This is a genomic window from Kitasatospora albolonga, from assembly GCA_002082585.1.
Lineage (GTDB): Bacteria > Actinomycetota > Actinomycetes > Streptomycetales > Streptomycetaceae > Streptomyces > Streptomyces stephensoniae.
In genome coordinates, this window is record CP020563.1 from 2,500,250 (window position 1) to 2,515,730 (window position 15,481).

14 protein-coding genes and 1 tRNA gene are annotated in these 15,481 nt (G+C 74.9%); 9 read left to right on the forward strand and 6 right to left on the reverse strand.

The features are described 5' to 3' along the window. Positions 1–177: 177 nt before the first annotated feature. Both B7C62_10780 and B7C62_10785 read right to left on the reverse strand, forming a co-directional pair. Entirely contained in the window at positions 178–1,650 is a 1,473-nt protein-coding gene (locus tag B7C62_10780) for a two-component sensor histidine kinase (GenBank protein ARF72705.1), read from the reverse strand. Further along, on the reverse strand, positions 1,647–2,363 hold the full coding sequence (locus tag B7C62_10785; GenBank protein ID ARF72706.1) for a DNA-binding response regulator: 717 nt from the start codon (positions 2,361–2,363) through the stop codon (positions 1,647–1,649). Before B7C62_10785 ends, B7C62_10780 begins: the two co-directional genes overlap by 4 nt. A gap of 145 nt (positions 2,364–2,508) precedes the next feature. Between B7C62_10785 and B7C62_10790 the strand changes: the two genes are divergently transcribed. Then, complete coding sequence (locus B7C62_10790) at positions 2,509–3,075, forward strand: hypothetical protein (protein ID ARF72707.1); 567 nt, start codon at positions 2,509–2,511, stop codon at positions 3,073–3,075. A 57-nt stretch (positions 3,076–3,132) separates the two neighbouring features. Here the strand turns inward: B7C62_10790 and B7C62_10795 are convergent, their stop codons facing one another. Further along, the gene (locus B7C62_10795) at positions 3,133–4,062 is read right to left on the reverse strand and encodes a spermine synthase (GenBank protein ARF72708.1); all 930 of its coding nucleotides are present in this window, start codon (positions 4,060–4,062) and stop codon (positions 3,133–3,135) included. 126 nt (positions 4,063–4,188) lie between these two features. Beyond that, on the reverse strand, positions 4,189–4,569 hold the full coding sequence (locus tag B7C62_10800) for a hypothetical protein (GenBank protein ARF77092.1): 381 nt from the start codon (positions 4,567–4,569) through the stop codon (positions 4,189–4,191). 379 nt (positions 4,570–4,948) lie between these two features. Between B7C62_10800 and B7C62_10805 the strand changes: the two genes are divergently transcribed. After that, the gene (locus B7C62_10805) at positions 4,949–6,340 is read left to right on the forward strand and encodes a transcriptional regulator (GenBank protein ID ARF72709.1); all 1,392 of its coding nucleotides are present in this window, start codon (positions 4,949–4,951) and stop codon (positions 6,338–6,340) included. A gap of 133 nt (positions 6,341–6,473) precedes the next feature. On the opposite strand, the gene B7C62_10810 is transcribed toward B7C62_10805, so the two are convergent. Next, positions 6,474–7,088 carry a histidine phosphatase family protein gene (locus B7C62_10810; protein ID ARF72710.1) on the reverse strand — a complete coding sequence of 205 codons (615 nt, stop codon included), beginning with the start codon at positions 7,086–7,088 and terminating at the stop codon, positions 6,474–6,476. A gap of 242 nt (positions 7,089–7,330) precedes the next feature. Here B7C62_10810 and B7C62_10815 point away from each other — a divergent pair, with 242 nt between their 5' ends. The 7 genes from B7C62_10815 to B7C62_10845 all read left to right on the forward strand — a co-directional run bounded on the left by B7C62_10815 (position 7,331) and on the right by B7C62_10845 (position 13,927). Further along, positions 7,331–8,398 (forward strand): hypothetical protein, encoded by a 1,068-nt coding sequence (locus B7C62_10815; GenBank protein ARF72711.1) that lies wholly within the window; start codon positions 7,331–7,333, stop codon positions 8,396–8,398. Between the two features lie 106 nt (positions 8,399–8,504). Beyond that, positions 8,505–9,506 (forward strand): hypothetical protein, encoded by a 1,002-nt coding sequence (locus B7C62_10820; protein ID ARF72712.1) that lies wholly within the window; start codon positions 8,505–8,507, stop codon positions 9,504–9,506. After that, entirely contained in the window at positions 9,497–11,113 is a 1,617-nt protein-coding gene (locus tag B7C62_10825; GenBank protein ARF72713.1) for a hypothetical protein, read from the forward strand. The genes B7C62_10820 and B7C62_10825 overlap by 10 nt, the downstream gene beginning before the upstream one ends. Beyond that, a complete protein-coding gene (locus tag B7C62_10830) occupies positions 11,110–12,453 on the forward strand; it encodes a helicase (protein ID ARF72714.1) in 1,344 nt (447 codons plus the stop codon). Before B7C62_10825 ends, B7C62_10830 begins: the two co-directional genes overlap by 4 nt. Before the next feature lie 152 nt (positions 12,454–12,605). Continuing rightward, complete coding sequence (locus B7C62_10835) at positions 12,606–12,947, forward strand: hypothetical protein (protein ARF72715.1); 342 nt, start codon at positions 12,606–12,608, stop codon at positions 12,945–12,947. A gap of 238 nt (positions 12,948–13,185) precedes the next feature. Next, entirely contained in the window at positions 13,186–13,860 is a 675-nt protein-coding gene (locus B7C62_10840) for a hypothetical protein (GenBank protein ID ARF72716.1), read from the forward strand. Beyond that, a tRNA-Lys gene (locus B7C62_10845) sits at positions 13,851–13,927 on the forward strand. Before B7C62_10840 ends, B7C62_10845 begins: the two co-directional genes overlap by 10 nt. Positions 13,928–14,000: 73 nt before the next feature. Here B7C62_10845 and B7C62_10850 read toward each other — a convergent pair. Next, positions 14,001–15,254: a peptidase M6 gene (locus tag B7C62_10850; protein ARF72717.1), complete on the reverse strand. Its 1,254-nt coding sequence runs from the start codon at positions 15,252–15,254 to the stop codon at positions 14,001–14,003. Between the last annotated feature and the right edge of the window lie 227 nt (positions 15,255–15,481).

Consider the following 15,481-nt stretch of genomic DNA (forward strand, 5'->3'; position numbering starts at 1 on the left):
TGGGGTGTCTGTCCCGGCCCAGGGCTCTCGGCGGTGCCTGAAGGGGCGGGGCGCTCTCGGCAGCGCTGAAGGGTCAGGGCGCTCTCGGCGGTGCCTGAAGGGCCGGGGCCGGGGTGCGGAAGTTCCCACCGCTCCCGGGGCCGTCCCCGCCCTGGGCTCCCGGCGGTACCGGAGGCGTCAGGGCCGGGCGGTGGGGCCCGTCGCCGTGCGGGGCTCCTTGCGGCGTTGCCAGGGGACTCGGCGGCCGACCCGGCGGCCGTGGCCGCGCCGCCCGCGCTCCGGGCTGCTGCCGTGCAGCCCGATCCAGATCCGGACCTCCGTGCCGCCGAGCACGGACCGGCCGATGCGCAGGTCACCGCCGGTGGATTCGGCGACCCGGCGCACGATGTCCAGGCCGAGGCCGGTGGAGCCGACCGCGCCCGCCTTCGTGGTGCCACTGGTGCCCCGGGCCAGGGCCGCCTCCGGGTCGGCGATGCCGGGGCCCGCGTCCGAGACGAGGACGATGACCGCGTCGCCGCTGTGGTGGACGTCCACGGCGAAGGCGGTGCCCTCGGGGGTGTGGCGGAAGACGTTGCCGAGCAACGCGTCGAGGGCGGCCGCCAGTTCGGGGCGGGCGACGGGGATGCGTACCGTACGGTCCACTCCCGCGAGCCGCACCTCGCGCCCCTGGTCCTCCGCGAGCGCCGACCAGAAGCCCATCCGCTCCCGGATCACCTCGGAGGCGTCGCACCCGGCTCCGGCCCCCGTCGGCACGGCCGTCCGGCCGCCCTGGGTCTGCGGGCGCTGTTCACGGGCGGTCCGGATGATCGTGTCGACCTCGTGCTCCAGCTGCTCGACCGCCGCCCGGGTCTGGTCGGCCGCCGGGCCCTCGCCGAGGGACGCGGCGTTCAGCCGGAGGACGGTGAGCGGGGTGCGCAGCCGGTGCGAGAGGTCGGCGGCGAGCTCGCGCTCGTTGGCCAGGAGCTGGACGACCTGGTCGGCCATGGAGTTGAACGCGACGGCGGCGGACCGGAGTTCGGTGGGGCCCTCCTCGGGCACCCGGGTGCCGAGCCGCCCCTCCCCCAGGTCCTGGGCGGCGCCCGCGAGGCGCTGGGCGGGCTGGACCATCCGTACGCCGAGCCGGTCGGCGACCGCCACCGAGCCGACGACCAGGGCGGCCCCGACGCCCGCCAGGATCAGCCAGGCGGTGGCGACCCCGTTGGAGACCTCGCCCTCGGGGACGAAGACCTCGACGACGGCGATGTCCCCGGTGGAGAGCGCGGTGGGCTGGAGCAGCGCGAAGCCGCCGGTCACCGCGGTGATGGAGGCGCGCCCGGCCTTGCGTACGGTCGCGATGTCCTTGGGGCTCGCCCGCCGGGTGCCGATGTCCAGGGCCTCGCCCCCGGTGCCGTCCGCGGCCTTCGCGGGGGCCGGTACGTGGACGGCGAGCCGCCCCCGGTCGCCCGGTTCGGTGGAGAGGACGGCCCGGGTCAGCTCCTCGCGGTCGGTGGTGATGGAGAGCGCCGGGGCGATCATCGCGGCCTGGCGTTCGGCGTCGGAGAAGGCCCGGTCGCTGGCCATCTCCCGGATGACGAGCCCGAGCGGTACGGCGAAGGCGATGACGACCATCGCGGTGACCGCCAGGCACACCTTGACCAGGGCCCACCTCATGCGGGCGGCTCCGCGGCCGGGGCGTCGGCGGGGGGCTGGAGCTTCACGCCGACGCCGCGCAGGGTGTGCAGATAGCGGGGGCGGGCGGCGGTCTCACCGAGCTTGCGGCGGAGCCAGGACAGGTGGACGTCGATCGTCTGGTCGTCGCCGTACGACTGCTGCCAGACCTCGGCCAGCAGCTCCTTGCGGGCGACGACCACTCCGGGCCGTCCGGCGAGGAAGGTCAGCAGATCGAACTCGCGCCGGGTCAGGTCGAGTTCGGCACCGTCCAGCTCGGCGCTGCGGCGCAGCGGGTCGATGGCGAGGCCGCCGACGCGGATGACCCGGGGCGGTGGCGCCTGGTCGCCGGCCGCGCGGGCGCGGCGCAGGACGGCGGCCATCCGGGCGGAGAGGTGCTCGACGGAGAAAGGTTTGGTCAGGTAGTCGTCGGCGCCGTCGTTGAGCAGCCGGACGATCTCGCTCTCGTCGTCCCGGGCGGTGGCGATGATGACCGGTACGTCGGTGATGGACCGCAGCATCTTGAGCGCCTCGCCGCCGTCCAGGTCGGGCAGCCCGAGGTCGAGGATGACCACGTCGAAGCGGAAGTGCGCGACCTCGCGCAGCGCTTCGAGGGCGGTACCCACGCTCCGTACCGTGTGGGCGGCCTCACTGAGGTGCCGGATGAGGGCGGAACGTACGAACTGGTCGTCCTCGACCACGAGCACACTTGCCATGGGCCGCACCGTACGCCATGGTGCGGGGCCCGGTCCCGCCGCCGCCGGAAACCTCCCCAAAGGCCGGGACGGGGGCCGGAGCCGGGGCGGAACAGCACGTACCGGAGGGGGACAGTCCAGGTCCGGGTGGTGCAGGATGTGCCCGATGCAACGAGGACTCGTACACGCGCTCGCGTGGTCGCTCGCCACCGGCGCGGCGGTCACGCTGTCGTGGTGGGGTGTCCACACGGTCATGACGGGGACGGCGTACGACCCGCCCCGGGCCGTGCCCATCTCCGTGGGTGCGGGAAGCCCGAAGCGGATCGGACAGTCCACCGAGGAGCCGGTGGTCTCGTCCACGTACCGTGCCTCGCCGTCACCCTCCCCGTCGGCGCGCGGCAGCACTCCGGACCCTTCGCCGTCGGCCGCGCGCCCCTCCCGTACGCCGTCGAGCGCCGCCGCGAAGCCGCTCGCGCCTTCCAGGGCGGCCACGGCCTCCGGCGAGGTGAAGGGGTACCGCACGGCGGGCGGCCGGGTCGTGTTCGAGCTGGGGAGCAGCTCGGCGAAGCTGGTGTCGGCGACGCCGGAGCCGGGCTGGTCGATGCAGGTGTGGACGAACGACGCCTGGATACGGGTCGACTTCAACGACGGGGGCGGGGTGGACGGGAAGACGTACTCCGTGTTCTGCACCTGGAACGGGACGCCGCCGATGGTCCAGGTCGTCGAACCGTAGACCTGGCCAGAGGTCCGTGGGCCCGATCATCAGGCAGGAGAACCGTGATGGGCCTGGTCAGGGGTGTTCGAAGACCGACGGCGGGGGTGCCGGTGAGGGCTTGGCCGCCGCGTCCGTGACGACCGCCGCGCCGCCGGTGAAGTCCCTGAGCTCCCGCCCGTGTTCGACCCGGCCGGGGTGCGGGTCGCCCGCCACCCGCCGGGTGAGGTCGGCGACCGCGAGGGGCAGGGCGGAGGCGAGCAGGACCGCGTTGCCGAAGCGCCGGCCGCGCCAGACCACGGGGTCGGCGGCGAGGGCCAGTTCGGGGAAGACTGCGGCGGCGGTGGCCACCTGGCCGCGCAGATGGGCCAGCGGCGGACCGTCGGCCAGGTTGGCGGCGTACTGCCCGGAGGGCTTCAGCACCCGGCGTACGTCGGTGAGGAATTCGGCCGACGTCAGGTGCGCGGGGGTCCGGGCGCCGCTGAAGACGTCCGCGACGACCAGGTCCGCCCAGCCGTCCGGGAGCTTGGCGAGCCCTTCGCGGGCGTCCAGCGCCCGGACCCGGACGCGGGCCTGCGGGTCCAGCGGGAGCCGTTCGCGGACGAGCCGGACGAGGGCCGCGTCGACCTCCACGACCTGCTGGGTGGAGCGGGGGCGGGTCGCGGCCACGTACCGGGCGAGGGTGAGGGCGCCGCCGCCGAGGTGCAGGACGTTCAGGGGCTGGAGCGGGGGCGCGGCGAGGTCGATGATGTGGCCGATCCTGCGCTGGTAGGCGAAGGAGAGGCGGGCGGGGTCGCCGAGGTCCACATGGGACTGCGGGGCGCCGTCGAGCAGCAGCGTCCAGCCGTCCGGGCGCTCCCGGTCGGGTATGAGCTCGGCGAGGCCGCTGTCGACGGGGCCGGAGAAGGGTTCGCGCTCCGCCCGGCCGCTCCGGCGCTCCTTGGTGCTGCCCTTGCCCTTGCCGTTGTCCTTGCCCCTGCCTCCGGCCTGCGCTCCTCGACGTGCCACGTGCGCTGGTCCTTGCTGGTGGGGGCCCGGGATACCGGCAGCGGCGGAGGTGTCCGCCCGTCCCGCCATTATGGGCTCCCGGCTCCGGGGCGCCCGCTCGCGGCCCGGTGGGCGGCGGCTCCCGGCTCAGTGGCAGTTGTCGGCCGCCTCCAGCAGGCGGGCCGCCTGGTCGAGGGCGGCACGGAGTACGGCGGGGTCGGTGACCGGGGCGTCCTGGGCGGGCGGGAGGAGCCAGCCGGAACCGGCGGGGGGCGGCTCGGCGGGGATGTGCAGCCCGCGCCCGTCCGTCCGCGTACAGGCGCTGCCCGGTACGTCCCAGGCGTCGGCGGTGCCGGGCGGGACGAGGAAGCCGAGGGTGTCGCAGGCGCCGTTGTGCAGGACCGGGCCGACGGCCTCCTGGTCCCGGCCCCGGCGGAGGATGTCGACGGCCTCCAGCCCCTGCCGGGCGGGGACGGTGACCAGGTCGCAGGGCCCCTCGGCGGGTGCCGGGGGCGCGGTGGGCGCCACGGGTGCCGGGTCCGTCGTCGTGGCCGTCGTGGCCGTCGTGGCCGTCGTCGCCATCGGGTTCGTCGTCGGGTTCGTCGCGGTCGTCCGTGAGCTGGTCTCCAGGCCGAGATGCAGCAAGGGAACCCCTCCTCTCATCGCCGAACGGAGCCACACTCCGTCTCCACATGGACCAACGGCACGGGGGCGTCAAGGGCTACGGGGCGACACCGCCGCAAAGGGTGGCAGTTCATGGCGGATCACGGGCGGGATGCCCCTCTTTGTCGCGAATCGCTGCGTGTGTTCCCTGTCACAGCAGGTACGTTCATGCTCCGCCGGGACACCGGAAATCAGGACCCGGCTCGCACCGCTTGCACCGCTTTGCACCAGAGAGGGGCCGGGCATGGTGTCGACAGGGGCAGTTCCCAACCTCGTCTTCCGCCAGCTGCGCGGACAGCGTTCGGCAGGAGAGTTCGCGGCGGCCGTCCGCAGGGCGGCGCGCGAGATCGGTGAACAGGTCGCGTGCGACGCCCGGTACATCGGACGCGTGGAGTCCGGCGAGATCCGCTGTCCCAACTACGCGTACGAACGGGTCTTCCTGCACATGTTCCCCGGGGCGTCCCTGGCCGACCTGGGGTTCTCGGCCCGCGAGAGCGTACGGGGGCGGGGGGCCCGGACCGTCTCCGGGCCGCCGCCCGGGCCCGGAGACGGTCCGCACGGCGGTACCGATGACACCGACCACACCGACGAGGAGAGCGACGTGCTGCGTCGCGTGTTCATGATGAGCGGCACGGCCACGGTGGCCGCCGCCTCCCTGGGGCTCGGCGGGACACCCGCCTCCGCCGCCTCCCTGACTTCCCTGGCCTCCCTGCCCGCGCAGCGCCGGGTCGGCGAGAGCGAGGTGAGCGCCGTGGAGCAGGCGGTACGGCGGATTCGTGTCCTGGACGACCGGCACGGGGCGGACGGGCTCTACCGGCAGGCCGCGCGGCCGTTGAAGGCGGCGTACGAGCTGCTGGACGCCGGGACCACCGCCCGGCGGGCGACGGCGGACCGGCTGCACGCGGGCGCGGGTGAGCTGGCCATCTCGGTGGGGTGGCTGGCCCATGACTCGGGGCGCTTCGACGACGCGCGCTCGCACTACGCGGAGGCGCTGGCCACGGCGCGGCTGGCGGGGGACGCGGGGCTGGAGGCGCACGCGTTCTGCAACACCTCGTTCCTGGCCCGGGACGCGGGTCGGCCCCGGGAGGCGGTACGGGCGGCCGAGGCCGGGCAGCGGGCGGCCCGCACGCTGGGCTCGCCCCGGCTGCTGGCGCTGCTCGCGCTGCGGGAGGCGGGGGGCCGGGCGGGGCTCGGGGACCGTACGGGGTGCGACCGGGCGATCGGGCGGGCCCGGGCGGCGTTCGAGCGGGGGCCCGCCGGGGGCGACCCGGAGTGGATGAGCTTCTTCCGGGAGGCGGAGCTGGAGCTGCTGGAGGCCCAGTGCTGGTCGGCGCTGGGCGACTGGTCCCGGGCGGCGCGGCACGGGCGGCGGGCGGCGGCGCTCCAGGACGCGCACTTCACCCGGAACCTGGCGCTGTACCGGGCGCAGCTGACGGGGGACCTGGCGCGGGCCGGGCGGGTGGACGAGGCGGCGGCGACGGGCCACCAGGTGCTGGACCTGCTGGGCCGGGTCCAGTCCTCGCGCATCCGGGGGATGCTGGCGGGGGCGGCCCGGGTGCTGGAGGCCCGGCCGGGCGGGGCGGCGGGGGCGGCGTCGTTCCTGACCCGTCACAAAGAGGTGGCGTCGGCCACGTGAGGCGGGTGCGGAGTCCCCGGCCTGCCCGGCGTCTGCGGGCGGAACCCTTGCCCCCGTGGAGCGGGCACCCCTCCTGACCCCGTCGCGCGGGAGACCGTACAGCGCGCCCGGAACGTGCTCGACGGTTCCGTCCTCAGACGCCGGACGGGCTGTGAAGCTCCAGGTGCCCCGTGTCGTTCCAGCGCTCCACCGCCGGCGCCCCGTACGCCCACCCCAGCACCGACAGCGACGTCGGCTCCAGGCGGATGCGGGCGCCGAAGAGCAGGTCCTCGCCCAGCCAGCGCGCGGCGAGGGCGCGCAGGATGTGGCCGTGGGCGAAGACCAGCACGTCCCGGTCGGCCGAGCGCGCCCAGCCGACCACCTCGTCGGCGCGGGCGGTGACCTCCGCGAGGCTCTCCCCCTCGGGGACCCCGTCGCGCCAGATCAGCCAGTCGGGCCGGTCCGCCTTGATCTGCGCCGGGGTCAGCCCCTCGTACGCCCCGTAGTCCCACTCCATCAGCGCGTCCCACCGCTCGGCCCGCTCCCCGAACCCGGCGATCTCGCAGGTCTCGGCGGCCCGGACGAGCGGGCTGGTGCGGACCTCGACGCCGGGCAGCCCCGCCCACGGCGCCCGGTGCAGCCGCTCGCCGAGCAGTTTCGCGCCCGCGCGGCCGGTGTCGAGGAGCGGGATGTCCGTCCTGCCGGTGTGGTTGCCCTGGACCGACCACTGGGTCTGGCCATGCCGGGCGAGCAGGATGCGCGGTGCCATGAAGGCTCTCCCTGGAACGGTGGTGCTGGGCCTTCCATCATCCCGCACCCCCTGCGGGGGCAACCTCCGGGGCGGTGACGGCGTCCCTCTCTGAACAGCCTGCCCGTGCGGTACGGGAGCCGCTTCGGGGCAGGCTGCGTACGGGGCGTCCACGAGGGGACCCCCGAAGGACGCGGCGGCCCGCCGCCGCCTTACGGTTGAACGCCCGCCGTCGGCCGCATGAACTTGGGGAGAGCCACCGGATGCCGCACGCCACCGCCCTGCCCGCGACCGGTCACCGGCCCCGCTGGTGGACGGAGCTCCCCCTGATCGCGGTGGTGTACGGCCTGTACTCGCTGGGCCGCCTCCTGGTGCGCGGGGACGTGTCGACGGCGGTCGACAACGGGCTGGCGATCCTCCGGTTCGAGCAGGCGCTGTACCTCAACGCCGAACACCCGCTGAATCGTCTCTTCACCAGCACCCCTGCCATAGGCATACCCGCCGACTTCGCCTACGCCACGCTGCACTACCTGGTCACCCCGGCGATCCTGGTCTGGATGTTCCGGCGCAGGTCGGCCGCGTACCGGGCGGCCCGGGTCTGGCTGATGAACTCGACCCTGCTCGGTCTGGTCGGCTTCACCCTCGTGCCGACCTGCCCGCCCCGGCTGCTGGAGGCGAGCCACGGTTTCGTCGACACGATGGCGCAGTACAGCGCGTACGGGTGGTGGGGCGAGGGGGCGAGCGCCCCGCGCGGGCTGAGCGGGATGACCAACCAGTACGCGGCCATGCCGAGCCTGCACGTCGGCTGGTCCCTGTGGTGCGGCATCCTGCTGTGGCGCCACGCCCGCCACCCGCTGCTGCGGGCCGCCGGTATCGCCTACCCCCTGGTCACCACGGTCGTCGTCATGGGCACCGCCAACCACTATTTCCTGGACGCGGTAGCGGGTGCCGCCGTGATGGGGCTCGGGGCCCTGCTGACCAGGCCGGTCATCCGGCTGGCCGACCGGGTGAAGGGGCGGCTGCGGACCGCTTTCGCCACCGTGCGTACGGCCTCCGAGCCGGTGAAGTCCCCGATTGTCAGTGCCGGATGCAAGACTTCCGCGGGTGAGCGAATCCCCGGCCAGCGGACCTCCTCCGCAGATTCCCCCGACGCGGCAGCCGACGGCGCGGCAGAGCGCGCAGGCACCGCAGGCACCACGCGCACCGCAAGCACCGCAGGAACCACAGGCGCCGCACGCAGCTCAGGTCCCGCACGCGCCTCGGGCACCCCAGACGTCACAGGCAGCTCGGACGTCTCGGCCGACGACGACGCTCCGGCAGCGGCTCGCTGAGCTGCGCGGCCCCTCCGTCGCACCGCACCCGCTCGACGCCCGCGCGCTGGCCGCCCTCGCCGCCAACCCCGGCTGCAAGCGCCGCGCTCTGCTGGACGGCGCCGGGGTGGACAAGGGCGTGCTGGCCCAGGCCCTCGGCTCCCCCGCCCCCTTCGGCCAGTCCCAGTTCGCCTTCATGCGGGGCAACGCGTTCGAGGCCAAGGTCAAGGCCGACGGCGGGGCGGAGCTGCTGCGCCTGCTGTACGAGCGGCTCGGCTCCTCCTCCCCCGCCCCGGGCCCGGAGGTCGCCACGCCCGATCTGAGCGCCGCCGGACCCGAGGGCCGGGCGGCCAGGACCGCGCTCGCCCTCCGGGAGGCCACGGCGGCGGGCGGCTGGGCGCTGCTGGACCACCCGATGCTGGCCCTGGAGGTGGCGGGCTCCCCCGCCTATCTGGAGCCGGACGCGGTGGTGGTGCACCCCGACGGCCGCTGGACGGTGGTCGAGATCAAGTCGTTCCCGATGATCGACGCCTCCGCCGACGCCGCGAAGGTCGGGGCCGCCGCCCGTCAGGCCGCCGTGTACGTGCTGGCGCTGGAGCGGGTCGCCGCGGTGACCGAGGGGGCCGAGGTCGGCCACCGGGTGCTGCTGGTCTGCCCCAAGGACTTCTCGAACCTGCCGACCGCCTCCGTCGTCGACGTACGCAAGCAGCGGGCCGTGACCCGCCGTCAGCTGACGCGGCTCACCCGTATCGAGGACATCGCCGGGGCCCTCCCGGAGGGGACGACGTTCGACCCGGCGTGCTCACCGCAGGAGCTGGAGTCGGCCGTCTCCGCCGTCACCGCCGCGTACGCCCCCGAGTGCCTGGCCGCCTGCGAGCTGGCCTTCCACTGCCGGGCGCGGTCCCGGGCCGAGGGGGCCGTGGAGACGCTCGGCCGGAGCGTGCGCGGGGAGCTGGGCGGGCTGACCACGGTGGCCGGGGTGCTGGCCGCCGCCGCGGGCAAGGAGGGCGACCCCGCCGACCCGACCGTGGCCGCGCTGCGCCGGGCCGCCGCCCTGCGCGCGGAGGCCCTGGAGAGCGCGGCGGCCCTGCGCGGACAAGCCCGGGAGGAGGCCGCCGTATGTCGCTGATCACCACCCTCGCCCGGCTGGAGGCGGTGGACTCCGGTCGCGCCCAGCCGCTGGCGACCGTCCGCCACCGCCATCTCACCGACCGCCCGCTGGTCCTGGTCCCGCTCACCACCGCCGGGGAGGCCGGGGCCCCGCTCGGCGCCCTGGTCGGCACGGACCGCGAGCGGCCCCGGCTGCTGGCCGTCGCCCAGCCGCGCGACCGGGACCTGCGGTTCGCGTTCCTCGCCGAGCTGGCGGAGGCGGTCCTTCCGCACATTGAGGCGTACGCGGACGTGGTCGAGCCCGCCGAGCGCAACGAGACCGACCCGGCCACCGGCAAGAAGACCAAGGTCGAGGTCGAGCTGTGCGCGGACGCCCCGCAGCTGATCGTGCCGAGCCGGGCGGGCATCGAGTTCGTGCGGCTGCTGGGCCGGTCGATGCGGTTCCGCCGGACCGCCGATGACGACCCGGAGACGCCGTATCCCGCCCCGGCGCGCGTCCCCCTGCTAGGCCGCTGGCTCACGCACTACGGGGAGCGGGCGCGGGTGCCCGGCTCCTGCTTGCTGCTCGCCGCCACGGACCTGCTGAACCGGCACTGGGCGACCGGCCAGAGCAGCCTGGAGGACCAGCACCTGGGGGCGCTGCTGGCCTGGATCGGCCCGCCGCGGGACACGAGCGGCGCGGAGGCCGCCCTCGCCGCCGAGCTCGCCCGGGACGCGGACGGCCAGCTCCGCTGCCCGCCCGCCGGGCCCGCCACCGACCCGGCCTTCGACAACGGGCTCCTGGCCCCCGCGATCGAGCGGTACGACCGGGCCCGGCAGGCGCTCGCGGCGGCCGAGGACGGGCTCGCGGCCGACGAGCGCCTCGGCGGGCTGAGCGGCGCCGAGCGGGAGATCCGGTCGCTACTGGCCGCGGTGATGCTGCCGACCTGGGACAAGGTGTGGCAGGGGCTCGACCTGCTGCGGGAGCTGCCCGAGGGGTCCCGGGCCGAGGACCGCTGGACCCGGGACCGCTGGTCGTTCACCGCCCACCGGGACCGGGTGCGCTCCGGCGAGCCGCCGCAGCCGCGGCGCGACGACGCGGTGACGGCCGCGCAGAAGCTGGCCTCCCGGGAGACCGCCCAGGCCCAGCTGGAGGCCCAGGAGGCGCTGGACGATCCGCTGGTGCTGGCCGGGCGGCGGCTGGCGGGCGAGGCGTTCCTGGCGGACGTGACCGGCGTCGAGATGGCGTACACGGAGTCCAGGCGTCCGTCCCCGCGCCCGCTGGTCACCCTCCGCACGGACGAGCGGCCGCATCTGGGCGAGCGGACCAAGGTGTACCGCTCGCTGGACGGCAAGCCGCAGACGGCCGAGTTCGTCCGGGCCGAGCAGGAGGAGGGCCCGGGCGGCGAGATCCTGATCGTGCTGCGGATCATGGACCGGATGGGCCGGGGCAAGGAGCCCGCGCCCGGTTCGCTGCCGGAGCCGGGCGAGCGGATCGCCTGGACCCTGTTCGAGCACGACCAGCGCGGCGGCCCGAAGCTCCCCGACCCGGAAGAGACCCCGTGGACCCACGGCGGCCCGCCGGGCGCGGACGCCGCCCTGCGCGCGGAGCACCCCGACCCCGTCACCCCGGAGGACCTGCTGTGACCGTCGTGTTCGATCCCGGTGCGGAGGCGGCGCGGGCGACCGGCGCGATCCTCGACGACACCCTGCGCGGCTCCGCCCGGGGCATCGTCGTGGACTCCCCGCCCGGCGCCGGGAAGTCGACCCTGGTGGTGCGGGCGGCCCTGGAGCTGGCCGCCGCCGGGCACCCGCTGATGGTGGTCGCGCAGACCAACGCGCAGGTCGACGACCTGGTGGTGCGGCTCGCAGAGAAGGAGCCGGAGCTTCCGGTGGGGCGGCTGCACAGCAGCGACTCCGACCCGTACGACAAGGTGCTGGACGGCCTCGACAACGTACGGAAGTCGGCGAAGGCGGCGGATCTGGCCGGGCTCGACATCGTGATCTCGACGGCCGCGAAGTGGGCGCACGTGAAGAACGTGGAGCCGTGGGGGCACGCGATCGTGGACGAGGCGTACCAGATGCGGTCCGACGCGCTGCTGGCCGTGGCCGGGCTGTTCGAGCGGGCGCTGTTCGTCGGGGACCCGGGGCAGCTGGACCCGTTCTCGATCGTCGGCGCGGACCAGTGGGCGGGGCTGAGCTACGACCCGTCGGCGAGCGCGGTCTCCACGCTGCTCGCGCACAACCCGGAGCTGCCGCAGCACCGGCTGCCGGTCTCCTGGCGGCTCCCGGCCTCGGCGGCACCGCTGGTGTCGGACGCGTTCTACCCGTACACCCCGTTCCGCAGCGGTACGGGCCACGGGGACCGGCGGCTCTCCTTCGGGGTGGCCTCGGACGGTTCGGGCCCGGACCGGGTGCTGGACGAGGCGGCCGAGGCCGGGTGGGGGCTGCTGGAGCTGCCGGCCCGGCACACCCCGCGTACGGACCCCGAGGCGGTACGGGCGGTGGCGCTGGTGGTCCGCCGACTGCTGGACCGGGGCGGCGTCGCCACCAGCGAGCGGGCGGAGGAGCCCGTTCCGGTGACGGCGGACCGGGTGGCGGTCGGCACGGCCCACCGCGACCAGGCGGCGGCGGTGCGGGCGGCCCTCGCGGAGCTGGGCGTCACGGGGGTCGCGGTGGACACGGCGAACCGCCTCCAGGGCCGCGAGTTCGACGTCACGGTGGTCCTGCACCCGCTGTCGGGCCGCCCCGACGCCACCGCGTTCCACCTGGAGACGGGCCGCCTGTGCGTGCTGGCCTCCCGCCACCGCCACGCGTGCGTCGTGGTGTGCCGGGAAGGGGTGGCGGACCTGCTGGACGAGCACCCGTCCACGGAGCCGGTCCAGCTCGGCGTCACGGTGAAGTTCCCCGACGGCTGGGAGGCGAACCACGCGGTCCTGGCCCACCTCGCGGAGCACCGGGTGCGGTGGAAGCCCCCGGCCTCCTGAGGTCCGTGGCCCGCTGAGGCCCGTGGGCCCCTGAGCTCCGGGTCCCTCAGCTCCGGGTCCCTGAGCTCCGGGTCCCTGAGGTCCGTGGCCCTCTTGCGCGGGGTTGGACAATGGAGGGTGGCCGTCCGGGCCGCCCGAGGGAGGAACAGCACATGACACAGTCCGAGCGGAACGAACGGCAGCGGCTGCGCCCCGCGCCGCTGCTCTTCGAGCCGTCTCAGGCGGCGGCCGATCCGGAGCACTTCTTCGACCTGGAGTCGATGGAGGACCCCCGTGAGCTGCTGGCCCGCGCGACCGAGCTGACGCAGGCGTTCCGCGCCGCCACGGACCGGTCGGTGGAGTTCCAGGCGATAGCGGCGGCGCAGCTCGCCGATCCGAGCCGGTTCGACCGGCTGACGGCGGCGGATGTCGCGGAGCGCGCGGAGTGGACCGAGGACTACGCGAAGAAGATGATCGAGTTCGGGCGGTCCCTGCTGGACGCCTCCAACGCCTGACACCTCCCGCGCCTCCCGCCGCCCGGTCGCCCGGTCGCCCCAGGACAGCAGCCGGGGCGGAGCCGGGCGGAGTGGGGCCGGAAGCGAACCGGAGCCGGGCCGGAGGTGCGGTCCCCAGGCCGGAGGTCAGGTCCGGTGGCATATTCCGGCGGGCAAGATACCCCCTCCGCTCCTACCGTGTCCCGGATTCCAGCAACTCTGGGAATCCTTTCCGTCACTCCCGGTAGACCTTTCCTCCATGAGCGCTTGGCTGAAAGACGAAACGACCCTGCAGGCCGGCGGAGCCGCGCCCCACGCCGTCGACATCTTCGCCCTGCTGCGGGACCAGACCGGGGCGCAGGCCGCCCAGGTGACCGCCGCCGGTGCCGCCTGGCTGGCGGGAGCCGCCGCCTACCCGCGCTCCACGCTCGCGCAGTGGCAGGAGCGCCCGGCCTCCCCCGGGGTGCTGCCGTGCGGCACCCAGTTCGACGTGGTCAACGTGCCCGCGCTGTTCGGGCGGCGGATGCTGGAGCGGCTCTGGGCCGAGGGCCCCGGCACCGGTCCCGTCGCCGTGCACCGGGGCCGGATGCTGCTCTTCGCCTCCCCCGGAACGGCCCAGCGACTGCCCTCGCTGCTGGCCTGGGAGGAGTGGGGCTCGGGCGGCGGCGGGCCCACCCGCACCCCTCCCCCGCTGCTCTGTCACGGCACCGGCGACGCCGTGACCGTACCGCCCCTGACCTGCCCGTCCGGTGGTTCCGGGCCGCGCTGGCTGGTGGCGCCCGACACCCGCAACCCGTGGCTGCCCGGGCCCGACGTGCTGCTCTGGGCGTGTGTGCGGGTGAGCCGGTCGGCGACGTCCCACGGGTCGGGGCATTCGATTTTTCCTCGGGCGGATCAGGGTGCTAATGTCTACGACGTCAGCAGGCGCCGTTAGCTCAGTTGGTTAGAGCAGCTGACTCTTAATCAGCGGGTCCGGGGTTCGAGTCCCTGACGGCGCACCGACGGAAGAAGCCCCTCGCGCAAGCGGGGGGCTTCTTCGTGTGCGCGGAGCGCCGTACGGCAGGGGCCGGGGCTTCAGACGCCGGCGGTGATCCGGACCGTCCAGGAGCCGGACGGGGTGCGGTCGGCCACCTCCACGCGGATGCGCTCGCCCGGCACGGTGAAGGTCTCGCCCTCCCCGAGCGGGGCGTCGGCAAGCGGCGGGTAGACCGAGCGGTCCCAGCAGGCTCCGGTCTCCGGGTGGGTGTCCACCACCTCGACCGGGCCGCCGCCGGAGGCCGTCTCGTTGCGGACCCGGTAGATCAGGATGCCCTCGGTGCAGGTCCCCCGGTCGTTCCCGGTGGCGCCGCGGGCCTCGATGGCGAGGACGCTGTTCCCGCCGGTACGGACGACGGCGAGCCGCGTCCCGATCGACCCGCCGGGCACGGGGGCGGCGGCGACCGGCTCCAGGGTGAGGTCGGCCGAGCCCTGGACGCAGACGACCTGGGCCCCGTCCAGCCAGCCGAGCTTCCACTTGTGCCAGCCGAAGAGGTCCGGGGCCAGGCCGAACTGGCTGCCCATGACGTCCCAGTCGCCGACGTACGTGTCCCAGTCGCCCTTGCCGTCGGTGGGCCGGTGGTAGAGGTCGGCCAGGTCGAAGACGTGCCCGGTCTCGTGGGCGAGGACGTTGCGGTCGGGCGGGTGCTGTTCGAAGACGGTGACGACGCGCCGGATGTCGGTGCCGTCGGCGCGCAGCGGGCGCTCGAAGTTGACGACCTTGGTGGCGTCGGAGTCGACGCCGGGGGCGTCCGGGTCGGCGACCAGGTAGACGATGTCGTACGCGGAGAAGTCGATGTCCCGGTCGGCGGCGGCGATGGCGTCGCGCAGGTAGGCGGTGCGCCGCTCGGCGCCCCAGTCGCGCTCTATGGCGTACCAGGTGGAGGCGCGGGGCATCTGGGTCCAGGTCCGCTGCGGGTGGGGGCGCAGGGTGAAGCGCCCGTAACTGGCCCGCTCGAAGAACCGGGTGGTCGAGGGGAAGTGGTCGGCGGCCAGCACCTCGGGGGTGAGCACGGGCTCGAAGTCCGGGAACGACAGGAAGATCATGACCGCGTCGAGGCTGCGGTCGGGGCGGGGGTAGGCCCCGTTCCAGTCGTCCAGGCCGAGCGAGTGGTGCGCCGAGGTGCGGGGCAGCGCGCACGGGGTCGCGTCGCGCGCGGCGGCCACGGCGGGGCCCGCGACGAGGGAGGTGGCGGCGAGCGCGAGCAGCGAGGTCAGAGCGGCCGCCAGACCGCGCAGCGAGGGGCGTTCCGACGCCTCGGGTCCGGTTCCGGGTCCGGGCTCACGCTGCACATCGACCTCCGGGTGGGGAAACGCGATACGTCTCGTCCACCCTGTGATGGTTTGCAGGGGTGCGCCCTGTTGTGCTGCCCCACACGGGTCACATGAGCCACATGGGTCACGGCGCCCGCCATCACACCCCACACCTTTACGGAGTGTCACCACCGGTCGGCCTGGCGACCCGATGCAACAGAAGAGCTCAGAAACCATCAGGATCGGGCAAACCGGAAGGGCGCAGA